The 20,926-nt window shown below is 68.0% G+C and carries 19 protein-coding genes, 1 tRNA gene and 1 other RNA gene; 14 read left to right on the forward strand and 7 right to left on the reverse strand.

Annotated features, from left to right (window positions below):
* Positions 1-39 precede the first annotated feature (39 nt).
* The 3 genes from betI to betA all read left to right on the forward strand — a co-directional run bounded on the left by betI (position 40) and on the right by betA (position 3,797).
* On the forward strand, positions 40-609 hold the full coding sequence (gene betI, locus E3D03_RS06855; RefSeq protein ID WP_263566344.1) for a choline-responsive transcriptional repressor BetI: 570 nt from the start codon (positions 40-42) through the stop codon (positions 607-609).
* Positions 606-2,063, forward strand: coding sequence for a betaine-aldehyde dehydrogenase (gene betB / locus E3D03_RS06860; protein WP_263566345.1), 1,458 nt, complete (start codon positions 606-608; stop codon positions 2,061-2,063). Before betI ends, betB begins: the two co-directional genes overlap by 4 nt.
* Positions 2,064-2,144: 81 nt before the next feature.
* Positions 2,145-3,797, forward strand: coding sequence for a choline dehydrogenase (gene betA, locus E3D03_RS06865; RefSeq protein WP_263566346.1), 1,653 nt, complete (start codon positions 2,145-2,147; stop codon positions 3,795-3,797).
* Between the two features lies 1 nt (position 3,798).
* Here betA and E3D03_RS06870 read toward each other — a convergent pair whose 3' ends face one another.
* Positions 3,799-4,329, reverse strand: coding sequence for a DUF177 domain-containing protein (locus E3D03_RS06870; protein WP_318013710.1), 531 nt, complete (start codon positions 4,327-4,329; stop codon positions 3,799-3,801).
* 114 nt (positions 4,330-4,443) lie between these two features.
* Between E3D03_RS06870 and E3D03_RS06875 the strand changes: the two genes are divergently transcribed.
* From E3D03_RS06875 to E3D03_RS06895, 5 genes are all read left to right on the forward strand, one after another.
* The gene (locus tag E3D03_RS06875) at positions 4,444-4,902 is read left to right on the forward strand and encodes an outer membrane protein assembly factor BamE (RefSeq protein WP_062563749.1); all 459 of its coding nucleotides are present in this window, start codon (positions 4,444-4,446) and stop codon (positions 4,900-4,902) included.
* A 172-nt stretch (positions 4,903-5,074) separates the two neighbouring features.
* Positions 5,075-5,827, forward strand: coding sequence for a GNAT family N-acetyltransferase (locus tag E3D03_RS06880; RefSeq protein ID WP_263566348.1), 753 nt, complete (start codon positions 5,075-5,077; stop codon positions 5,825-5,827).
* Positions 5,828-5,869: 42 nt separating this feature from the next.
* On the forward strand, positions 5,870-7,000 hold the full coding sequence (tgt, locus tag E3D03_RS06885) for a tRNA guanosine(34) transglycosylase Tgt (protein WP_263566349.1): 1,131 nt from the start codon (positions 5,870-5,872) through the stop codon (positions 6,998-7,000).
* Between the two features lie 127 nt (positions 7,001-7,127).
* Complete coding sequence (gene rnd, locus E3D03_RS06890; protein ID WP_263566396.1) at positions 7,128-8,300, forward strand: ribonuclease D; 1,173 nt, start codon at positions 7,128-7,130, stop codon at positions 8,298-8,300.
* 103 nt (positions 8,301-8,403) lie between these two features.
* Positions 8,404-10,182, forward strand: coding sequence for an SLC13 family permease (locus tag E3D03_RS06895; protein ID WP_263566350.1), 1,779 nt, complete (start codon positions 8,404-8,406; stop codon positions 10,180-10,182).
* Positions 10,183-10,227: 45 nt separating this feature from the next.
* On the opposite strand, the gene E3D03_RS06900 is transcribed toward E3D03_RS06895, so the two are convergent.
* Positions 10,228-11,103 carry a hypothetical protein gene (locus E3D03_RS06900; protein WP_263566351.1) on the reverse strand — a complete coding sequence of 292 codons (876 nt, stop codon included), beginning with the start codon at positions 11,101-11,103 and terminating at the stop codon, positions 10,228-10,230.
* 292 nt (positions 11,104-11,395) lie between these two features.
* Between E3D03_RS06900 and E3D03_RS06905 the strand changes: the two genes are divergently transcribed.
* Positions 11,396-12,277, forward strand: a complete 882-nt coding sequence (locus tag E3D03_RS06905) for a helix-turn-helix transcriptional regulator (protein WP_263566352.1) — start codon at positions 11,396-11,398, stop codon at positions 12,275-12,277.
* 435 nt (positions 12,278-12,712) lie between these two features.
* On the opposite strand, the gene tsf is transcribed toward E3D03_RS06905, so the two are convergent.
* Positions 12,713-13,624, reverse strand: coding sequence for a translation elongation factor Ts (gene tsf / locus E3D03_RS06910; protein ID WP_062563755.1), 912 nt, complete (start codon positions 13,622-13,624; stop codon positions 12,713-12,715).
* Between the two features lie 101 nt (positions 13,625-13,725).
* Positions 13,726-14,499 carry a 30S ribosomal protein S2 gene (gene rpsB, locus E3D03_RS06915; RefSeq protein ID WP_018000258.1) on the reverse strand — a complete coding sequence of 258 codons (774 nt, stop codon included), beginning with the start codon at positions 14,497-14,499 and terminating at the stop codon, positions 13,726-13,728.
* Positions 14,500-14,828: 329 nt separating this feature from the next.
* Between rpsB and E3D03_RS06920 the strand changes: the two genes are divergently transcribed.
* From E3D03_RS06920 to E3D03_RS06930, 3 genes are all read left to right on the forward strand, one after another.
* A complete protein-coding gene (locus E3D03_RS06920) occupies positions 14,829-15,194 on the forward strand; it encodes a response regulator (RefSeq protein ID WP_263566353.1) in 366 nt (121 codons plus the stop codon).
* Between the two features lie 202 nt (positions 15,195-15,396).
* Positions 15,397-15,471 (forward strand) — tRNA-Thr (locus E3D03_RS06925).
* Positions 15,472-15,706: 235 nt separating this feature from the next.
* Positions 15,707-15,907, forward strand: coding sequence for a hypothetical protein (locus tag E3D03_RS06930; RefSeq protein WP_263566354.1), 201 nt, complete (start codon positions 15,707-15,709; stop codon positions 15,905-15,907).
* 582 nt (positions 15,908-16,489) lie between these two features.
* Here E3D03_RS06930 and ffs read toward each other — a convergent pair.
* Positions 16,490-16,588, reverse strand: an RNA gene (gene ffs, locus E3D03_RS06940) — signal recognition particle sRNA small type.
* 45 nt (positions 16,589-16,633) lie between these two features.
* The gene (locus E3D03_RS06945) at positions 16,634-18,511 is read right to left on the reverse strand and encodes a bifunctional 2',3'-cyclic-nucleotide 2'-phosphodiesterase/3'-nucleotidase (RefSeq protein ID WP_263566355.1); all 1,878 of its coding nucleotides are present in this window, start codon (positions 18,509-18,511) and stop codon (positions 16,634-16,636) included.
* Positions 18,512-18,666: 155 nt separating this feature from the next.
* On the opposite strand from E3D03_RS06945, the gene E3D03_RS06950 reads away from it, so the two are divergent.
* Complete coding sequence (locus tag E3D03_RS06950; RefSeq protein WP_263566356.1) at positions 18,667-19,128, forward strand: hypothetical protein; 462 nt, start codon at positions 18,667-18,669, stop codon at positions 19,126-19,128.
* An 18-nt stretch (positions 19,129-19,146) separates the two neighbouring features.
* On the opposite strand, the gene E3D03_RS06955 is transcribed toward E3D03_RS06950, so the two are convergent.
* Positions 19,147-20,034, reverse strand: a complete 888-nt coding sequence (locus E3D03_RS06955) for a prephenate dehydratase (protein WP_263566357.1) — start codon at positions 20,032-20,034, stop codon at positions 19,147-19,149.
* 192 nt (positions 20,035-20,226) lie between these two features.
* On the opposite strand from E3D03_RS06955, the gene E3D03_RS06960 reads away from it, so the two are divergent.
* Positions 20,227-20,766, forward strand: a complete 540-nt coding sequence (locus E3D03_RS06960; protein WP_263566358.1) for a c-type cytochrome — start codon at positions 20,227-20,229, stop codon at positions 20,764-20,766.
* Positions 20,767-20,926: the final 160 nt, after the last annotated feature.

Genomic DNA, 20,926 nt, shown 5'->3' on the forward strand with positions numbered 1-20,926 from the left:
GCGTGAAAGCTGAAACAAGCTGCAAAATGGTGTCCTGTCATGCCCAAACTGGGTGTTGAGCCTATCCGAAAGGCGGCATTAATCAACGCCACCATTGCCACGGTGGGGCGCGCAGGGTCGCTTGACGTGACCGTGGCGCAGATCGCGCGCGAGGCGGGGATGTCCTCGGCCTTGGCGCATCACTATTTCGGCTCCAAGGAGCGGATCTTTCTTGCCGCGATGCGGCATATCCTGACGCAATATGCCGAGTCGGCGCGCGGCCTGCTGAAGGACGCGCCCGAACCGCAAGAGCGGCTGCGCGCCGTGGTGCGGGCGAACTTCACGCCGCAGAACTTTGCGCGCGAGACGGTCGCCGCCTGGCTGAACTTCTATGCGCTGGCGCTGGTCGAACCCGAGGCGGCGCGGCTCTTGCGCATCTATCACAAGCGGCTGCGCTCGAACCTGCTGGTGGCGTTGCGGCCGCTGGCCGGCGCCGGGGCCGAGCGTATCGCCCGCACCGTCGGCGCGCTGATCGACGGGCTTTACCTGCGCGCGGCGCTGTCGAACGAGGCCGATGCCGCCGCCGCCGAACGCACGACAATGGACTATCTGGAGAAGGTGCTGCCATGAGCCATGACGCCCGCCAAACCGCGCAACCCGCCGCCAGCCTCTATATCGACGGCGCCTTCGTCGAGGGCGAGGGCGTCGCGCTGCCCGTGCATTACCCCTATACCGGCGCGGTGATCGCCGATCTGCGCGAAGCCTCGGTCGCCCAGGTGGCGCAGGCCACCGCCGCCGCCGCCGCCGCGCAGCCGGCCTGGGCGGCGTTGCGCCCGGTCGAGCGTGCCCGCGTGCTGATGCGGGCCGCCCAGATCATCCGCGAGCGCGGCGAGGAACTCGCCCGGCTGGAAACGCTGGACACCGGCAAGCCGATCCAGGAAACGCGAGTGGCCGACTGGCCCTCGGGCGCGGATGCGCTAGAATATTTCGCCGGGCTGGCGCCGACCGTGACCGGGCAGAGCATCCCGCTGGGCGGCGATTTCGTCTATACCATCCGCGAGGCGCTTGGCGTCTGCGCCGGCATCGGCGCCTGGAACTATCCCAGCCAGATCGCCTGCTGGAAGGCGGCGCCGGCCTTGGCCATGGGCAATGCCATGGTCTTCAAGCCCAGCGAGGAGACGCCTTTGGGCGCGCTGAAACTGGCCGAGATCCTGACCGAAGCCGGGCTGCCGGCGGGGATCTTCAACGTCGTGCAGGGCCGCGGCGCGGTCGGCGCGGCGCTGGTGACGGACCCGCTGGTCGCCAAGGTTTCGCTGACCGGCTCGGTCGCGACCGGGCAGAAGGTCTATGCCGCCGCGGCCGAGGGCATGCGCCACGTTACCATGGAACTGGGCGGTAAGTCGCCGCTGATCGTCTTCGACGACGCCAGCCTCGAGGATGCCGTGGGCGCGGCGATCCTGGCGAATTTCTATTCCTCGGGGCAGATCTGCTCGAACGGCACCCGGGTCTTTGTGCAAGAGGGCATCCTGCCGGCCTTCCTCGAGCGGCTGTCGGCGCGGCTCGCCTCGGTCAAGGCCGGCGATCCGCTGGATGAGGACACCCAGCACGGTCCCATCGTCAGCCCGGCCCAGGCCGCCAAGATCCGCGAAGCCATCGGCAAGGGCCAGGCCGAAGGCGCGCGGCTGGTCTGCGGCGGGGCGGGCGAGGGCGCCTTCGTGCCGCCGACCGTCTTTGCCGATGCCACGGACGAGATGTTCATCGTGCGCGAGGAGATCTTCGGCCCGGTCATGTCGGTGCTGAGTTTCGCCGATGAGGCCGAGGTGCTCGCCCGCGCCAATGCCTCGCCCTATGGGCTGGCGGCGGGGCTCTTTACCCGCGATCTGGCGCGCGGGCACCGGATGGCGGCGGGTTTGCAGGCGGGAACGACCTGGATCAACGCCTATAACCTGACCCCGGTCGAGGCGCCCTTCGGCGGGGTGAAGCTGTCGGGCATCGGCCGCGAGAACTCGGCCGCGGCCATCGAGCATTATTCGCAGTTGAAGTCGGTCTATGTCGGCATGGGGGGCGTCGATGCGCCCTATTGAGCGGCGCCGCGCCGGCGGCGCGGTCGGCATGGGTATTTGGAAAACAGAGAAAGCCCGCAGGGCGGTGCAGGAGGTCAGGGCATGATCCCGGATTATGTGATCGTCGGTGCCGGCTCGGCCGGTTGCGCGCTGGCCTATCGGCTGGTGATGGCCGGCAAGCGCGTCGATATCATCGAATATGGCGGCTCGGACATCGGGCCCTTCATCCAGATGCCGGCGGCGCTGAGCTATCCGATGAACATGCGGCGCTATGACTGGGGATTCTCGTCCGAGCCCGAGGAGCATCTGGGCGGGCGGCGGCTGGTGACGCCGCGCGGCAAGGTTCTGGGCGGGTCGTCCTCGATCAACGGCATGGTTTTCGTGCGCGGCCATGCCCGGGACTTCGATTTCTGGGCCGAGAGCGGCGCGGCCGGCTGGGCCTATGCCGATGTGCTGCCCTATTTCAAGCGCATGGAGACCTCGCATGGCGCGGTCAGCGCCTATCGCGGCACCGAGGGCCCGCTGCATGTCACCCGTGGCTCGCGCAAGAATCCGCTGTTCAACGCCTTCATCCGCGCCGGCAACGAGGCCGGCTATGCGATGACCGATGATTACAACGGCGCCCGGCAGGAGGGCTTCGGCGCCATGGAGGCCACCATCTGGGAAGGCCGGCGCTGGTCTGCCGCCAATGCCTATCTGCGCCCGGCGCAGGAAACCGGCCTGCTGCGGTTGCGGCGCGGCATGGCGCAGCGCGTGGTGTTCGAGGATGGGCGCGCGGTCGGTGTCGAGGTCAGGAATACGCGCGGCGTCAACGTGTTCCGGGCGAAACATGAGGTGATTCTCTCGGCAAGTTCGATCAACACGCCGAAGATCCTGATGCTGTCGGGGATCGGGCCGGCGGATCATCTGCGCGAGCATGGCATCGAGGTCCGGGCGGACCGGCCCGGCGTGGGGTCGAACCTGCAGGATCACCTTGAGATCTATATGCAATATACCGCGACCAAGCCGATCACGCTTTACAAGCATTGGAACCTGTGGGGCAAGGGCTCGATCGGGGCGCAATGGATGGCGACCGGGACGGGCCTGGGCGCCTCGAACCAGTTCGAGAGCTGCGGTTTCATCCGCTCGGCCGCCGGGGTGGAATATCCCGATATCCAGTATCACTTCCTGCCGCTGGCGGTGCGTTACGATGGCAAGGCGGCGGCCGAGGGTCATGGCTTCCAGGTCCATGTCGGGCCGATGCGCTCGAAATCGCGCGGCACGGTGCGGCTGAAGTCGGGCGATCCGAAACAGGCGCCCGAGATCCGCTTCAACTACATGTCGCATGCCGACGACTGGGCCGAGTTCCGCGCCTGCGTGCGCCTGACCCGGGAAATTTTCGAGCAATCGGCCTTTGCCGATTACAAGGGCTATGAAATCCAGCCGGGCGAGGGCGTGGTCACGGACGCCGAGATCGATGCCTTCATCCGCGAGCATGCCGAGTCGGCCTTTCACCCCTGCGGCACGGCCCGCATGGGCCGGCGGGACGACGACATGGCGGTGGTCGATCCCGAGCTGCGGGTGATCGGGGTCGAAGGGCTGCGCGTGGCCGACAGCTCGATCTTCCCGCGCATCACCAACGGCAACCTGAACGCGCCCTCGATCATGACCGGCGAGAAGGCCGCCGATCACATCCTGGGCCAAGGCATGCTGGCGCCCTTGAACCTGGGGCCGCAGATGGACCCGGAATGGCAGGAAAGGCAGCGTTCCGCGTAGCTTACTGCGGCTTTTTCGAATCCTTCAGCAGATCCGCAAGGCCGGCGAAGGGCTTGCGGGTCGGTTCCTCGGCATCCGGTGTCTCGGGGGTGTCCAGTTCGGCGCCCTTGGCACGCGGATAGAGCGGCAGGGCCAGCGACAGTTCCTCGGCCATGATGGCGGCCAGGTCGATGAACGGACCCAGGGGCTCGAGTTCGTCGTCGGGCATCTCGATCTCGTCGCCCTCGGGCGCGCTGACATGGGGCGAGAAGACGCGGTGCACCGGCTCCTCGAGATCGGTCGTGACCGGCGCCAGCGTCACCACGCAGGGCTGGACCACGCGGGCCTTGAGCGCGCCCGTCACCTGCCAGGCGTCCTGGGCCACGGCCTGGATGCGGCCGGCGAAGCGCAGCTTCGGCAGATCCAGCAGCCCCAGCTCGGCCGCCAGCGCCTGGCGCGTCGCGGCGTCGGGCGCCAGCGTGAATTCGGTCGGCTGGCGCGGGTTCAGATGGGCCACCCGAAAGCGGGACTGCGGGGGCTTCATATCGGTCATCATGGGCCTTTCGCGGGCGGCTTCGCCCTGGGTCTGGATATTCTTGAGCGCAGGGCGTGAGTTTGCTAAGCCGGTCGCGCGGCGTCAACAGGCGCGTAGAGGGGCAGAGAGACGATGAAGATTTCCCGGCGGCAGATCATGGCCTTGGCACTGGTCGCACCTCTTGCGCTTTCCGCCTGCCAGGCCACCTATCGCAACCACGGCTATGTCCCGCCCGAGGAGCAGCTGTCGCAGGTGGTCGTCGGCCAGACCTCGCAATCCGAGCTGGAGGGGCTGGTCGGCCGGCCCTCGGCCCAGGGCCTGCTGACCGGATCGGGCTGGTATTACGTCGGCTCGCGCTGGGAATATTTCGGCGCCCGCCAGCCGCGCGAGATCAACCGCGAGGTCGTCGCCGTCAGCTTCAACGAATCCGGCACCGTCAGCAATGTCGAGCGTTTCGGGCTGGAGCGCGGCCGCGTCGTGGTGCTGTCGCAGCGCGTCACCGACAGCGGCGTGACCAGCCTCGGGCTGATCCGGCAGCTGATGGGCAACGTCGGCCGCGTCTCGGCCGGGCAGCTGCTGGACCAGCAATAGGCAAGGCGCGGCCCGCGCTGCCTGCCGCAAGCGCGCGGGGCGTCTGCTGGCGCGCGCTGTCATCTTTGCGCTTCAATCCACCATGCAGCTGTTACAAGATGGGTGCAGGGAGGGGCGTAACAAGTCGGATCGGGACCGGGTGACGGTCGAACTCAGGATCGGGCAAGGCGCGATGATGGCATTCCGCAAGGGCCGCTACGAGGTCGGTTTCGCTGAAACCGCAGAGGAAATCCGCGAGGCGCAGCACCTGCGCTGGCTATGCTTCATCGCGCGCGGGCGCGAGGACGGCGACACCGGATTGCTGGACGCCGACGATTATGACGACCGCTGCACCCATGTGCTGATTCGCGAGACCGGCGGCCGGCTGGTGGCCTGTTTCCGCATGATGACGCTGGAGGGCGGGGCGCAGATCGGCGAAAGCTATTCCGCGCGCTACTACAACCTGTCACGTCTGCGCGATTTCCACGGCCGCATGGTCGAGATCGGCCGCTTCTGCATCCATCCCGAGATCCGTGATCCCGATATCCTGCGCCTGGCCTGGGGCGCCTTGGCGCGCCATGTCGATGCCCAGGGCGTGGCGATGCTCTTCGGCTGCTCCAGCTTCATCGGCACCGACACGCGCGGCTACGAGGACGCCTTTGCCATGCTGCGCGAGCGGCACCTGGCGCCGAAACGCTGGCTGCCGCGGGTCAAGGCGCCGCAGGTGTTCCGCTTTGCCCGCGTGCTGCGGCTGCGCAAGCCCGACCCGCGCCGGGCCATGGCGGCGATGCCGCCCTTGCTGCGCAGCTATCTGGCCATGGGTGGCTGGGTCAGCGACCATGCCGTCGTCGACCGGCAGATGGACACGCTGCATGTCTTCACCGGGCTCGAGATCGGCGCCATTCCCTCGACCCGGGCGAAACTCCTGCGTGCCGCCGGGGCCTGAGCGGGCCTTGCATCCGGCGCCGGAACGCCTATCAGCAGCCGCATGAGCGAGAAATTCAGTTTCCAGGTCTCGGCCACCGATGGCCGCGCCCGCACCGGCATCATCGACACGCCGCGCGGCCGGATCCGCACGCCGGCCTTCATGCCCGTCGGCACCGCCGCCACGGTCAAGGCCATGCTGCCCGAATCGGTACGCGCCACCGGCGCCGACATCCTCTTGGGCAATACCTATCACCTGATGCTGCGCCCCGGCGCCGAGCGCATCGCCCGGCTGGGCGGCTTGCACCGGTTCATGAACTGGGACCGCCCGATTCTGACTGATTCCGGCGGCTTCCAGGTCATGTCGCTGGCAAGCCTGCGCAAGCTGACCGAAGAGGGCGTGACCTTTTCCAGCCATATCGACGGCAGCAAGCACCATCTCTCGCCCGAAACCAGCATGGAGATCCAGCGCCTGCTGGGCTCGGACATCGTCATGGCCTTCGACGAATGCCCGGCGCTGCCGGCGAGCGACGAGGTGGTGGCGCAGTCGATGCGCATGTCGATGCGTTGGGCCGCGCGCTCGCGCGACGCCTTCGGCGACAGGCCCGGTCATGCGCTGTTCGGCATCATGCAGGGCGGCGTCACCCGCGAATTGCGCGAGGAATCGGCCGAGGCGCTGAAGGCGATCGGCTTCGAGGGCTATGCCATCGGCGGCCTTGCCGTGGGCGAGGGGCAGGAGGCGATGTTCGGCGTGCTCGACTATGCCCCGGGCTTCCTGCCGGCGGACAAGCCGCGCTATCTGATGGGCGTGGGCAAGCCCGACGACATCGTCGGCGCCGTGCTGCGCGGTATCGACATGATGGATTGCGTGCTGCCCTCGCGTTCCGGGCGCACCGGCCAGGCCTGGACCCGGCGCGGTCAGATCAATGTCAAGAACGCGCGGCACGCCGACGATCCGCGGCCCTTGGACGAGCATTGCAGCTGCCCGGCCTGCACCGGCTACAGCCGCGCCTATCTGCACCATGTCTTCCGCGCCGGCGAGATGATCTCGGGGATGCTGCTGACCTGGCACAACCTGCATTACTTCCAGGAGTTGATGGCCGGGCTGCGCGAGGCCATCGCGCGCGGGGAACTGACCGCATTCGTGACGGAATTCGCGGCATTGCGAGCACAGGGCGATATCGATCCGCTGTGAAACCCAAGGTAATTCCTTGAATTTCGCCAAACCTTCGATATTGCCGAAGGGAATCGCCCGGCGGATGACCCGCCGCCCCTGAAAGAACCCAATGGCAGCCAACCCACAGACCGACCACAAGACCGAGATCCGCACCATCACCACCACGGCCGAACTGGCCGAGTTCTGTGAACTGGCCAAGGCTCAGCCCTATGTCACGCTCGACACCGAATTCCTGCGCGAGCGCACCTATTACTCCAAGCTCTGCCTGATCCAGGCCGCGCTGCCGCCGGCTTCGGCCAGCAATCTGCCGGGCGGCCCGGCCGTGCTGATCGACCCGCTGGTCGAGGGCCTGTCGCTGGAACCGCTCTATGACCTGTTCCGCCACAAGGCGACGGTGAAGGTGTTCCACGCCGCCCGCCAGGATCTGGAGATCTTCTTTCACGATGCCGGCGTGTTTCCCGACCCGCTGTTCGACACCCAGATCGCCGCCATGGTCTGCGGCTTCGGCGAGCAGGCGGGCTATGAGACGCTGGTCAAGAAGATCGCGCGCCAGCCGCTCGACAAGTCCTCGCGCTTCACCGACTGGTCGCACCGGCCGCTGTCGGATGCGCAGGCGGCCTATGCGCTGGCCGATGTGACGCATCTGCGGGCGATCTACGAGTTCCTCGCGGCGCAGCTCGACAAGACCGACCGCGGGCCCTGGCTGGGCGAGGAGGTCGCGGTGCTGTTGAACCCGGAAACCTATATCACCCGCCCCGACGAGGCATGGGAGCGGGTGCGCACCCGCTCGGGCTCGCCGCGCTTCCTGGCGGTGGTGCGCGAACTGGCGCGCTTCCGCGAAACCTATGCCCAGGAACGCGACATTCCGCGCGCCCGCGTCTTCAAGGACGATGCGCTGATCGAGCTTGCCTCGACCAAGCCGCTGACCGAGGCGGACCTGGCGAAGTCGCGCCTGCTGTTGCGCGACGCGCGGCGCGGCGACATCGCGAACGGCATCCTTGCGGCGGTCAAGGCCGGGCTCGAGGCCAAGGACCTGCCCAAGCCCGCGCCCGAAGAACCCGGCCGCCCCGGCAATGCCGCGCTGGCCGAACTGCTGCGGGTGCTCTTGAAGGCCAAGTCGGATGCGGCGGGCGTGGCGCCGCGGCTGATCGCCTCGGCGGCGGAACTGGACGCCATCGCCTCGGGCGCGCGGGATCTGCCGGCGCTGGCGGGCTGGCGGGCCGAGGTCTTTGGCCGCGACGCGCTGCGCCTTGCCGCCGGCGAGATCGCGCTTTCGGCTCAGAACGGCGCGGTCAAGGTGGTGCCGGTCGGCAGCTGAGCCGAAGCCTTCCGAAACCCTACGCCCGCCGGAACCCGGCGGGGCAGCGGCACGTTTCGCGTGGCAGCCTGTCGGTCGGGCTGCCTTTTTGCGCGGAATTTCCATGACCTTACCCCAGGTGCTGTCCTTCGCCATCATCATCGGCATGATGGTGCTCTTCATCTGGGGCCGGCTGCGTTATGATCTGGTGGCGATGCTGGCGCTGGCCGTATCGCTGCTGGCCGGCACCGTGACGCCCGAGGATGCGTTTTCCGGCTTCAGCGACGATATCGTCATCATCGTCGGCAGCGCACTCGTGGTGAGCGCCGCCGTCTCGCGCTCCGAGATGATCGAGGTGGCGCTGCGCTGGCTGGTGCGCAAGCTCGGCAGCTATCACGCGCAGCTTGCGGTGCTGGTCGGCGGGGTGACGATCCTGTCTGCGCTGATCAAGAACATCGGCGCGCTGGCGATGATGATGCCGGCCTCGCTGAAGATGGCGCGGAAATCAGGCCGCTCGCCGGCGCTCTACCTGATGCCCATGGCCTTCGGCTCGCTTCTGGGCGGGCTCATCACCCTGGTCGGCACCTCGCCCAATATCATCGTCAGCCGGGTGCGCGAGCAGATGACGGGCGAGCCGTTCCGCATGTTCGACTATGCCCCGGTCGGCCTTGGCCTGTCGGCGGTCGGCCTGGTCTTCCTGATGTTCGCCGCGCGCCATCTGCTGCCCGCCGACCGCCGCGCCACCGCCTCGCTGGGCGAGGCGGTCAATATCGCCGATTACAACACCGAGGCCAGCGTGCCGCCCGATGCCCCGGTCGCCGGCAAGACCATCGGCCACTTCCTGGGCCTCGCCGATGGCGAGGTGACCGTCACCGGGGTGATCCGCAACGACAAGCGCCGCGCCGTGACGCTTTCGGACAGCGTGATCGAGCCGGGCGACGTGCTGCAATTGCGCGGCAAGCCCAACGCGCTGGAGCGGGCGGTGTCCAAGGGCGGGCTGCTGCTGGCGCGCCAGGACGTGCCCTCGCCGCCCGACACGCCCGAGGCCCGCATCGGCGTCATCGAGGCGGTGGTCAAGACCGCCTCGCCGCTGGTCGGGCAAAGCGCGGCGCGGCTGCAGCTTTTCGACCAGCACGGGGTCAATCTGCTTGCCCTGTCGCGTGCGGGCAAGCGCATGACCGAGCGGCTGTCCGAGACCATGCTCGACGCCGGCGACGTGCTGCTGGTGCAGGGCCCGCTCGACCTGTTGCCCGGGCGGATGCAGGCGCTTGGCCTTCTGCCCCTGGCCGAGCGCGAGCTGCGCTTCGGCTCGGTCCGGCGCGACCTGCTGCCGGTCGCGATCCTGGCCGCGGCCATGGCGCTGACGGCGGTCGGGCTGGTGCCGGTCGCCATCGCCTTCTTCGGCGCGGCGCTGGCGATGATCCTGACCGGGGCGATCAGCGCCGAGGCCGCCTATGAGGCGATCGAATGGCCGATCCTGATCATGCTGGGCGCGCTGATCCCGGTCAGCGAGGCGCTGCAAAAGACCGGCGGCGCCGAACTGATCGGCGACCTGCTGTCGGCGACGGCGGCCGGCCTGCCGGTCTGGGGCGCGGTGGCGCTGATCATGGTCGCAGCCATGGCGGTGACGCCCTTCCTGAACAATGCCGCCACCGTGCTGGTCATGGCGCCCATCGCCGCGATCTTCGCCGAGCGGCTGGGCCATGCGCCCGACCCCTTTCTGATGGCGGTGGCGGTGGGCGCGGGCTGCGATTTCCTGACGCCCATCGGCCACCAGTGCAACACGCTGGTCATGGGGCCGGGCGGCTATCGCTTCGGCGACTACGCCCGGCTGGGCGCGCCGCTGTCGGCCCTGGTGGTGCTGGTCGGCGTGCCGCTGATCCTGGCGGTCTGGCCGGCCTGAGGCACGGTTGCCGGAGTATTTGGAAAACGGTGAAACGGTGCGGCGTCAGGGCGTGATGAATTCGACCCCGGGCAGGGCGGCGATCTCGGCCATGTCGTCGTCATAGGCGGCGCCGATGCGGTCGACCAGGGCCTGGTCCCAGCCGGGCAGGTTCAGCTCGACCTCGATCTGGTCGGGCAGGGCGTGTTTCTGCAAGGCGGCCGAGAAGATGCGCCGCCGGCTTTCGATGGTCAGCCGGGTTTCCTGCGCCATGGCATCGCGGATCATGCGGATGCCGTCCGGGTGCAGGATGTCGCCCAGGATCTGCAGGCCCGCTTTCAGGGGCACGTCGCTGGGCATGGTCGAGATGCGCCGCACCACCTCGGGCCAGATCAGCGAGGTATCCTCGTGGCACCAGACCACCAGGCGGTGGCCGGGCAGGGCGGCGAGGATACGCCGGATCGCCGGCGCCCAACGCAGGCTTTCCGGGTCGATGCCGCCCATGACCTCGGCATAGGTGCCGCTGCCCTCTTGCGCCAGCACGAAGGGGATCAGCGTCGCCGGGTTCTTCAGCCCCATGAAGAATTCGACCTCGGCGCTGGGAAAAAGATTGGCCAGCGCCGCCATCTTCTCGCCCGCCGCGGCATAGAGCCCGTCGAGCGACAGCGCCCGCTCGGCCTTGCCAAGGAAGGTCGGCGTGCTGCAGATGATGCGCTGCGGATCGTCGCTGTCCAGGATCGCATCCAGCATCACCTGCTCCATCTCGGCCGTGGCGGCGCCGCCGTTCAGCGCGCTCAGCGCCTCGTTGAAGACGTCGCGGTGCCGGTTCGGCGTCACCGGCTCGATCCCGTTGCGCAAGAGCCAGTCGCGATTCTGCAGCAGGGTCTTGACCATGCGGTAAAGATCGGTGCCGTGGACGCCGCAGTGAAAGACGACCTGCATGGTGCGGGGAACTCCTGACTCGTTTCCGGCGCACAGTAACCAGCTATGCCGGCCGGGAAAACCCGCTGGTTGAATTCCGGGCGCGCAGAACCGCTGACGCTACGTCAACGGGATGCAACCGGATTAACTCGGCTTTCCAATTGCTTTATGTGAATTGCCTGCGGTAATTTCGCGCGACATCGGGGAAATCCGCCGGGTGGCGTCCTGCGCGCGGTTCCAGCGGGGGAAAGATCGTTTCACATTTCGCTTTTCACCGGCAATTATGACGACAGGCATTGAGAGTTCCCGACCCATGGATCTCCTGACGGACATCGAGACGGTGTTGGCGGCGCGCACGACCGACAGCCTGTGGCGGTACTATTCCGAGCGGCTGGCCGGGCTGGGTTTCCCCTATGCCTCCTATTACAGCGTCCGCATCATCGAGACGGCGGGCGAGCGCCAGATCGACGATTGCCTGTTCCTGACGAATTGCACGCCGCGCCTGTTGCAGGAGATCCTGGCGCAGGACGCCCTGGCCAGCGTGCCGATGTATCGCTGGACGGCGGGGAACCGCGGCAGCGAAAGCTGGGACTGGATGCGCCGGCTGCGCCAGGCCGGCCGGCTCAGCCCGGCCGAGGAGCGGATGCTGGACCTGTTCGCGCGCCATGGCCATGTCGCGGGCTATGCGGTCGGCCTGGGCGACAGCGTGCAGCCGGTGCGGGCGGGCGTGATCCTGTCGGGCGTCCTGGGCGTGGACCAGCGCCGGCTGGACGGGCTGTGGCAGCAGCATGGATCTTTGGTCGAGGCATTGACCGGGCTGATCCACCTGCGGCTGTCGGTGCTGCCCTATGAACCGCCCGAGCAGGTGCTGACGCAGCGCCAGCGCGAGGTGCTGGAGCAGATCGCCGTCGGCCGCACCACGCAAGAGATCGCCGGGCTTCTGGGCGTGTCGCGGGCGACGGTGGAAAAGCACCTGCGGCTGGCGCGCCAGGCGCTGGCGGCGCGAACCACGCCGCAGGCGATCCTGCTGGCCAGCAACCGCCGGCAGATCTTCGTGGGCCCAGGCGAGCGCTGCACCGTCGAGCCCGGCGAGAGCCTGGCGGCTGGCCGCGCCTGGCGCTGCCAGAGCTTCGCAGCGCCGGCCCCCCGGACCGAGACGGCCGTCGCCAGGCTGCCGCGCTGCGGGCAGGCCTGACGCATATCGGTGCCGGGGCGAGTTGCGAGGATCGTGCCGGATGGCAGGCAGGGGATCCGCCCATCAGGGCCGCGGTGTCCCGTGACGCCGTCCAGGGTCTGATAAGATGAGGCCGACGCCATCGGTCGGTTGGGCGGCTCGTCATCCGGGCGGCTTCCGACCGCGCAGAGCGCCGGGAAGCCTGTGCGAAAACGCTATGCCCGAACCGCCGGGCGACCTGATACGACCGCCGCAGGCCAGCGCCGCCGGACCCTGCGGTCGCAGACCGCACTGCGAGTCAGCCGAAGGCCCGCGCCGCGCGCATGTCGCCGCGCTGCCTCGACGGTGCCATCGCATGCGACCGGCCACCTGCCGGCGGAGCGCGAAAGGCGGCGCTCCAAAAGAACGACGCCGGCCCTCGCGGACCGGCGTTGCTGTCTGGCAGAAAGACGGGGATCAGGCGCCGGCGCGGGTCTTGGCGACCTCGGCGGCGAAATCCTCTTCCTTCTTCTCGATGCCTTCGCCGACCATGACCCGGGCGAAGCCGGTGATCTCGACGCCGGCTTCTTTCGCGGCCTGCTCGACGGTCAGGTCGGGGTTGATGACGAAAGCCTGGCCCAGCAGCGTGTTCTCGGCCACGAACTTCTTCATCCGGCCCGGGATGATGTTGTTCTGGATCACGGCCTCGGGCTTCGGCTTGGCCGAGGCGGCGTTCTCTTCCAGCGCCTTCGCGGTCTGCACTTCCAGCTCGCGCGCCAGCAGCGCCTGGTCCAGCGTGGCTTCCGACAGCGAGACCGGGTTGGTCGCGGCGATATGCATGGCGAATTGCTTGCCGATGGCCTGCGCCTTGTCGGCCGGGCCCTTCAGCGCGACCAGCACGCCGATCTTGCCCATGCCCTCGGTCGCTGCGTTGTGGACATAAGAGACCACGGTGTCGCCTTCCAGGACATGCATGCGGCGCAGGGTCAGGTTCTCGCCGATGCGGGCGATGGCGTCGGTCACGACTTCCGAAACCGGCTTGCCGTTCAGATGCGTGGCGCGCAGCACCTCGACATCCTCGGCGGTTTCCAGCGCGACATTGGTGATCTCGCGCACCAGCGCCTGGAAGTCGGCGTTCTTGGCGACGAAGTCGGTTTCCGAGTTCAGCTCGACGGCGACGCCGCGGCCGGCCTTGACCGAGACACCCACCAGACCCTCGGCGGCGACGCGATCGGCCTTCTTGGCGGCTTTCGCCAGGCCCTTGGTGCGCAGCCAGTCCACGGCGGCTTCCATGTCGCCGTCGGTTTCGGTCAGCGCCTTCTTGGCGTCCATCATGCCCGCGCCGGTCGTTTCGCGCAGCTCTTTCACCATCGCAGCGGTGATAGCCATCGGGGATCTCCTTGCTTTTCAATGCGTCAGGCGGGGCTTATCCCCGCCTGATGAATATTGCGTAAACCCTTGCGGGGGCGTCGGCCCCCGCCGGTTTCCGATCAGGCTTCGGCTTCTTCGGTCGCGCCTTCCAGCGTTTCCTCGACCGAGGCTTCCAGCGCGCCCAGGTCCACGCCGGCGGCGCCCATCTGCGCGGTCATGCCGTCCAGAGCGGCGCGCGAGGCCAGGTCGCAATACAGCGCGATGGCGCGGGCGGCGTCGTCGTTGCCCGGGATGATGTAGTCAACGCCCTTGGGCGAGCAGTTGGTATCGACCACGGCGACGACCGGGATGCCCAGTTTCTTGGCTTCCAGGATGGCCAGGTCTTCCTTGTTCACGTCGATGACGAACAGCAGGTCCGGCAGGCCGCCCATTTCGCGGATGCCGCCCAGCGAGGCCTGCAGCTTGGCCTGCTCGCGTTCCATCTGCAGACGTTCTTTCTTGGTCAGGCCCTCGGCGCCCGAACCCAGCGTCTCGTCCAGAGCCTTCAGGCGCTGGATCGACTGCGACACGGTTTTCCAGTTGGTCAGCGTGCCGCCCAGCCAGCGGTGGTTCATGTAGAACTGTGCCGAACGCTCGGCGGCATCGGCGATGGATTTCTGCGCCTGGCGCTTGGTGCCGACGAAGAGCACGCGGCCGCCCTTGGCGACGGTGTCGCGCACGGCTTGCAGAGCGGCGTCCAGCATCGGGACGGTCTGGGTCAGGTCGAAGATGTGGATGCCGTTGCGTTCACCATAGATGAACTCGGCCATCCGGGGGTTCCAGCGTTGCGTCTGGTGACCGTAGTGCACGCCAGCTTCAAGCAGCTGACGCATGGAGAATTCGGGAAGCGCCATTCCATGTTCCTTTCCGGTTTGCGCCTTGGCAGGGTTTTCAGGGCGGATGCCCCAACCGGTGGACCTGCGGGGATTTCTCCCCCGAAGGCCCGACCCCGCCTGTGAAGTGCGCGCGACATAGTCCGGTTCGGCCGCGAATGCAAGCCCGAAGCCGCGTCGGCCTGCCGCAAGAGCATCAAAAAGGCGAACCGGGCAGTTCGGCGGTCAACGATGTCTTAAACTCTTTGCGCGATGGTCGCGCAAGACGAACACCGATTCAGCCATGGAAGATTGCGCATGACCGTCCTGAAATCCGCTTGCCGGTGCCGCTATCCGTCCGGTGAATCGCGATGACGCTGACGGTTTTGCTGCTGCATGACGATTCGGCGCTCTGCGCCCAGGCCTACGCCGCCTTGACCGAGGCGGGGTTCGAGGTCATTCCCGCCGTCGACGGGACGCAGGCGCTGGAACGGCTGGGCCAGCGCGAGATCGACGCCATCGTCACCGGGGTGAATATGGCCGGCCTGGACGGATTCGCCTTCATCGAGGCGGTGCGTCAGCAGCCGGCGCTTTACGGGATGCCGATCCTGGTGCTTTCGGCCGAGGCCATGCCGGACCTCAAGACCCGGGCCCGCAACGCCGGCGCCGCCGGCTGGCTGCCGCATCCCTTCGATCCGCAGCGGCTGGTCGAGACGGTGCTGGCCGTCACCGGCTGAGCGGTCGCGAGCATCAGCCCGCGCTTGCGCTGCGCCGCGCGAAGGGCTATCCGATCAGGCAGATGCCGGTTTAGCTCAGCTGGTAGAGCAGCTGATTTGTAATCGGAGGGCCTTGGAGCGAGAATGCGAATCGGATCATGCGCTTAACGAGCGTGCGGTCCGACCGAGTACCGAATAGGCACCGAGATCGGTGTCCGCCGGAGCCGGCGTAGCACAGCGGTAGTGCAGCGGTTTTGTAAACCGAAGGTCGGGAGTTCGATCCTCTCCGCCGGCACCAGTTCCCACAGGCCAGGGACTCCGCCCCGCCCGTTTCGCTGAACACAACGATTTTGGTGTGTAGAAGGCATGATGGAAACATTCGGTGATGCTGAACGAACGGCAGGCGCGGGATGCTCCGGCAGCGGCTTCCGAGCTCGACGGACTGCTGTCATCGGAGCGGGCATTTGGCCGATCGTCGCCGGCTTCCCTCCCGAGGCGGGGAACGGCTTCCGAAAGCCTGTCAGCGGCGAAGCATGAACTCGAAGCTCTGGCGGCGGATGAGACGGCGAAGACCGGAAACTTTGAGGGACCTCCAGCGGCGGGCCGGGAACGACCCGGGCCTCACGCTGGTGGGCGCTCGCATCGCGCGCGGCCTTGCCGAGAAGGAGCTGGCGAGAAAGCTCGGCCTGAAGGAGCAGCAGATTCACAGGGACGAGGACAGCTACAACTCGTAAGCCTTTCCAGCTTTCGGCGCATGGCGCTGTTCCTGGCGTCGATTGGAGCCTGCCCGGCTGTCCGGCCGAGGGTGGAACATCGCGCGGCGTCTCCGCAACCGAGGTTGGAAGTCCTGAAGCACGCCCGCGCCAACCGCTGGCTCGTGGATGATGACCCGGCTGCCCTGGCGGACGAGGAGATGGTCCGATGTCTGCCCCGGGGTGATGTCCGACCTCATGAGGAGGTCCGCGCCATTGACGCGGAGGTGGATCCTGGTCGTGGGGTGGAAGATGGTTCAGAAGCGATCGGTGGATCGTTTCCCCGCCGGACGCCCTTCAACGGGCGACACCCGGAATCCCCCTTCGGCGCCCCTGATGATGGGCGCGGGTCACCTCGCCGGTCGGGGCCGAGAGGGGCGGTTAGCTCTTCTTGCCGAGGACAGGTTGCAGCGTGACGGGGACTGCGCGGACGTAGCTTGACCGTCAAAGGCCGGATCTGACCAGCCATCTGCAACCCTCTTTCCGGCACCGAATTCTGGCCCCGAAACGGAACCAAGCCCAGAAAAGCGAGGGCTTCTAGCTTCAAAGCGTTGCGGGGAAAACAGGTGAGAGGCTGGACAACGACCCAAGCGGGACTCGTTACGGCTGCTTCCTTCCGGACCTGACCGGGTTGGCGAGGCGCTCGCCCGCGCCAACCTCTCGGCGCCTAGATAGGCGCGGGCGGCGGCGGATGCAAGCGCCTTGGCGTCAGAGGTGCAGCCGCAGCCGCAGGAATCCGTCCGGGCCAAGCCCCGCCTGCTCGACCGGGGTATCGAGATGGTCGAGATGGCCGGCGGCGGCGGGCGAGGTCTCGAACAGGACCGAGGTGCCGGGCAGGGGCGAAAAGCTCCAGCCGGTGCGGGAATCGGGCGCCAGCACCCGGCGCTGCGCGACATAGCGGCGCAGCACCTCGCGCGTGCGGGCGGTGCTGTCCAGAAGCACCGGCCTTCCTGCGGCCAGTGCCGCGAAAAGCCCGCAATCCGACAGCCGGTAGCTGTTCGTGACCAGGATGAACGGCTGGCCGGGGGCGACCGGCCGGCCGCGGTGGCGCAGGTCGGCGATGCGGTGGGAATCGGCATGGGCCAGCCGCCCGTCCGGCGCATAGCGCGGCGGCCGGCTGAGGTCGATCTGCCAGTCGAGCCCGTCGATCACGTCGAAATTGTAGCTCGGGAACTCGGGGTCGATCAGCGGCTGGTCCGAAAGGCCCGGCTCGATCCGCAGGAACAGGCTGGCCGAGCGTTCCAGCCATTCGCGCACCTCGGCCCCGCTCAGCCGGATGGCGCAGAGCCGGTTCGGGAACAGGTAGAGATCGGCGATGCTGCGCAGCGTCAGCCGCCCGGCCGGCACGTCGGTGTAATGCTGCGGCCCGCCGCGCCCGCCGGCGCGAAAGGGTGCTGCCGCCGAAAGGATCGGCAGATCCTGCCAGCGCGTGCCGCGCAGCGCCCGCCGAACGTGCCAGCGTTGCGCCATGGTCACCAGCCGCAGCCCCGGATCCTGGCCGATCAGCGCGAAATAGCTGCTGAGCGCGCGTTCGGTGCGGCCGATGCGGCGGCGGAAATGCCGCAGGGTCTGGCGATGCGCCGGCATGGCCGGGCCGGTGACGGCGGGGTGGTCGGCCTCGGCCGCGACCGGCTCGGCGCGACAGGTGAAATCGGCGATGCGCCAGGCTGCGCCGTCATGCTGCAGCCGCAGGTCGATCAGCCCCAGATGCGAGCCCCAGAAGCCCGGCATCACCGCGGGCTTCCCGGCCAGCGTTCCACGCTCGGCGTCGATGCCGGGGCCGCCGGGATGGCTGGCCGAGGGGAAGACCCGATGCGTATGGCCGGCGATCACCAGGTCGAGCCCGGGCAGGGCGGCCAGTGCGGTTGCCGCATTCTCCATCATTGGTTGCGGCTCCAGCGCGCCGATGCCGCTGTGCGACAGAGCCAGCACCAGGTCGGCGCCGCGCTGGCGCAGGGCGGCAATGCCGGCGCGGGCCGAGTCGAGGATATCGGCGACTGCGATCTCGGGGCGCAGGGCCGGTTCCCAGTCGACGGTCTGCGGCGGCAGGAAGCCCAGGACGCCGATGCGCAGCCGGCGCGGGCGGCCCTGGCGGTCCAGGAAGCGCCGCTCCAGCAGCAGATGCGGGCTGACCGGCAGCGGCCGGCGCGGCTGCAGGTTGCTGGCGACGATCGGGAACGCCGCCCCTTCCAGGCTGGCGCGCAGGAAGCCCAGGCCGAAGCTGAAATCGTGGTTGCCGACCGTTGCCGCGTCATAGCCGAGCGCGTTCATCGCAGCGATGGCCGGGTGGCGGCGGCGCGGGCCGATGCCGCCGGATTCGGCCAGGTAGTCGCCCATCGGGCTGCCTTGCAGCGCGTCGCCATTGTCGAAAAGCAGGCAGTTCGGCACCTGCTGGCGCGCGCGCGCGATCAGCGCCGCCGCCCGCGACAGGCCCAGCCGCTCGGACGGCCGGTCGGCGAGGTAATCATAGCCCAGCACATGCATGTGCAGATCCGTCGTCGCCATCACCCGCAGGTCGAGGCAATCCTCGGCAGGGCCGGAAGCCGCGGTGGCGGCGTGACGGGGCAGGGCGGGATCGTGATCCATTGCCCATGCATGCGGACATTATAAGCATTATGCAACCTTGGATTGCATATTGACGCTGCGTCGCCGATACGGTGGGGTGCGCTTGCATGCTGCGCTGCAACATGGGAAAAACCGCGCATGATGCTTTGGGCGTTTTCAGCAGCAGTGGACCTTCGATGAAATTCTCGACTCGCCAGGACACCGACATTCCCGCCGATGCCCTTTTCCGCGCCGTCGGCAATTTTCCCAGCCTCGAGCGGATGCTGGTGCGGCGCGGTGCCACGGTGCGGCGGCTGGACGACATGGTGCGGCCCGGGGTCGGCATAGGCTGGGAGATCGGCTTCGACTGGCGCGGCCGCCGGCGCGGGCTGGACCTGCGCGTTGCCCGCTACGAACCCAATGAGCTGATCGCGCTGGATGGCACCTCGGACCAGTTCGAATTGCAGATCCGCATGACCGTGGTGGCGCTGACCCCCAGCCGGTCGCGGCTGATCTTCGAGGCCGACGTGCAGCCGCGCGGCATGAAGGCGCGGCTGCTGCTGCAGACCGCGAAGCTGGGCAAGGCGCAGCTTGACCGCAAGTTCGCCCAGCGGATCGCCGATTTCGTGACCCAGATTTCGGCCGAGGCCGCCGCCTAAGCGGCGCCCGGCGGCGTCTCAGCCCTGGGCCTGGTCGCGCAATTGCGCGGCGCGCAGCGGATCGGCCGGATAGACGCCGAGGATGTTCAGGCTGGAGGTGAAGTAATCCAGCTCTTCCAGCGCGCGGGCGACATTGGGATCCTCGGGGTGGCCCTCGATGTCGGCATAGAATTGCGTCGCGGTGAACACGCCGTCGACCATATAGCTTTCCAGCTTGGTCATGTTGACGCCATTGGTCGCGAAGCCGCCAAGCGCCTTGTAGAGCGCGGCCGGGATGTTGCGGACGCGGAAGACGAAGGTGGTCATCATCGTGCCGTCGCCCTGGGCATTCTTGCGGCGGCTGAAATCGGGCTGGCGCGCCATGACCAGGAAGCGGGTGGTGTTGTTCTGCCGGTCCTCGACGCCCGAGGCGATCTCGTCGAGCCCGTAGATCTCGCCGGCCAGCGGCGCGGCCAGGGCGGCCAGCGACCGCTCGCCGCGCCGCGCCACCTCCATGGCCGAGCCGGCGGTGTCGGCGCCGACCAGGCTGCGGATGTCGTGGCGGCGCAGGAAGCCGCGGCACTGGCCCAGCAGGACCGGGTGGCTCATCGCATCGGTCACCTCGGCCAGCGTGGCGCCGGGCACGGCCAGCAGGCTGATGCGCACCCGCACGAAGCCCTCGTCGATGATGTGCAGCCCGCTTTCCGGCAACAGGTGGTGGATGTCGGCGACCCGGCCATAGGTGGAGTTCTCGACCGGCAGCATGGCCAGTTCGGCGCGGCCGCCGCGCACCGCCTCGATGGTGTCCTCGAAGGTGCGGCAGGGCAGGGCCTCCATACGCGGCCGGTAGTGGCGGCATGCTTGGTGGCTATAGGCGCCCGGCTCGCCCTGGAAGGCGATCACGCCCTGGCTTTCGGTCTGGCTCATCCCTTGCCCCCTTGTCCTTGCAGGCCTGTCGTCGCGGGGTCCGACCCCGGTCTTGCGGCGACAAGCCCCGTGGCGAGGCGGTGACGCCGGCGGGTTTTGTCGCGCGCGAGCGACAACTATACCTTGAACCAGCGAAACAAAAGCGGATAGATACCGCCCAGATCCACGGATAGACCCAAGGGGCCCGCAGACATGTTCGATACCATGACCATCACCAAGGCAGCCGGGGCTATCATCGGCTCGCTTCTGTTCCTTCTGCTGATGGGCTGGGCCGCTTCGGGCATTTATCACGTCGGCCCCGCAGGCCATGGCGGCGAGGAAGAGCACGCCCAGGCCTATACGATTCCCGTCGAGGACGCCGGCGCCGGCGGCGCCGAGGAAGCGGCCGAGGAAGGCCCCGATTTCGCCACCGTCATGGCCTCGGCCGATGCCGCGGCGGGCGAGAAGGTCTTCGGCAAGTGCAAGGCCTGCCACAAGATCGACGGCTCGGACAGCACCGGCCCGCATCTGAACGGCGTGGTCGGCCGCGCGGTCGCCTCTGCCGCCGGCTTCAACTATTCCGACGCGATGAAGGCCCATGCCGCCGAGGCTCCGGACTGGACCCCCGAGGCGCTGGAGCATTTCCTGACCAACCCCAAGACCGTGGTCAAAGGCACCAAGATGGCCTTTGCCGGCCTGCCCAAGGTCGAGGATCGCGCGAACCTGATCGCCTATCTGGAAACGCTGAAATAAGCCTTCCGCGCGGCAGATCATGACGGGGCGTCCCTTGCGGGCGCCCTTTTCATGGCGCGAGGGCAGGGCGGGGTCGTCCCATCACGCAATTGCATGTTGAACCGCCCGGCCCGGCTGCTAGCCTGCGGGCAACAAGCGGGCCGGATCAGGCCCCGACATG

The organism is Paracoccus sp. DMF (genome assembly GCF_004407025.1).
Lineage (GTDB): Bacteria > Pseudomonadota > Alphaproteobacteria > Rhodobacterales > Rhodobacteraceae > Paracoccus > Paracoccus aminovorans_B.

Excerpts from the sequence above, each read along its gene's own strand:
- tgt (WP_263566349.1), top strand. The coding sequence starts at position 5,870 with ATGAGCGAGAAATTCAGTTTCCAGGTCTCGGCCACCGATGGCCGCGCC.
- E3D03_RS06950 (WP_263566356.1), top strand. The coding sequence starts at position 18,667 with ATGAAATTCTCGACTCGCCAGGACACCGACATTCCCGCCGATGCCCTT.
- E3D03_RS06900 (WP_263566351.1), bottom strand. The coding sequence starts at position 11,103 with ATGCAGGTCGTCTTTCACTGCGGCGTCCACGGCACCGATCTTTACCGC.
- E3D03_RS06875 (WP_062563749.1), top strand. The coding sequence starts at position 4,444 with ATGAAGATTTCCCGGCGGCAGATCATGGCCTTGGCACTGGTCGCACCT.
- betA (WP_263566346.1), top strand. The coding sequence starts at position 2,145 with ATGATCCCGGATTATGTGATCGTCGGTGCCGGCTCGGCCGGTTGCGCG.
- E3D03_RS06945 (WP_263566355.1), bottom strand. The coding sequence starts at position 18,511 with ATGGATCACGATCCCGCCCTGCCCCGTCACGCCGCCACCGCGGCTTCC.
- E3D03_RS06895 (WP_263566350.1), top strand. The coding sequence starts at position 8,404 with ATGACCTTACCCCAGGTGCTGTCCTTCGCCATCATCATCGGCATGATG.
- E3D03_RS06905 (WP_263566352.1), top strand. The coding sequence starts at position 11,396 with ATGGATCTCCTGACGGACATCGAGACGGTGTTGGCGGCGCGCACGACC.
- E3D03_RS06870 (WP_318013710.1), bottom strand. The coding sequence starts at position 4,329 with ATGACCGATATGAAGCCCCCGCAGTCCCGCTTTCGGGTGGCCCATCTG.
- E3D03_RS06930 (WP_263566354.1), top strand. The coding sequence starts at position 15,707 with ATGAACTCGAAGCTCTGGCGGCGGATGAGACGGCGAAGACCGGAAACT.
- betB (WP_263566345.1), top strand. The coding sequence starts at position 606 with ATGAGCCATGACGCCCGCCAAACCGCGCAACCCGCCGCCAGCCTCTAT.
- rpsB (WP_018000258.1), bottom strand. The coding sequence starts at position 14,499 with ATGGCGCTTCCCGAATTCTCCATGCGTCAGCTGCTTGAAGCTGGCGTG.
- E3D03_RS06920 (WP_263566353.1), top strand. The coding sequence starts at position 14,829 with ATGACGCTGACGGTTTTGCTGCTGCATGACGATTCGGCGCTCTGCGCC.
- tsf (WP_062563755.1), bottom strand. The coding sequence starts at position 13,624 with ATGGCTATCACCGCTGCGATGGTGAAAGAGCTGCGCGAAACGACCGGC.
- E3D03_RS06960 (WP_263566358.1), top strand. The coding sequence starts at position 20,227 with ATGTTCGATACCATGACCATCACCAAGGCAGCCGGGGCTATCATCGGC.
- E3D03_RS06955 (WP_263566357.1), bottom strand. The coding sequence starts at position 20,034 with ATGAGCCAGACCGAAAGCCAGGGCGTGATCGCCTTCCAGGGCGAGCCG.
- E3D03_RS06880 (WP_263566348.1), top strand. The coding sequence starts at position 5,075 with ATGATGGCATTCCGCAAGGGCCGCTACGAGGTCGGTTTCGCTGAAACC.
- betI (WP_263566344.1), top strand. The coding sequence starts at position 40 with ATGCCCAAACTGGGTGTTGAGCCTATCCGAAAGGCGGCATTAATCAAC.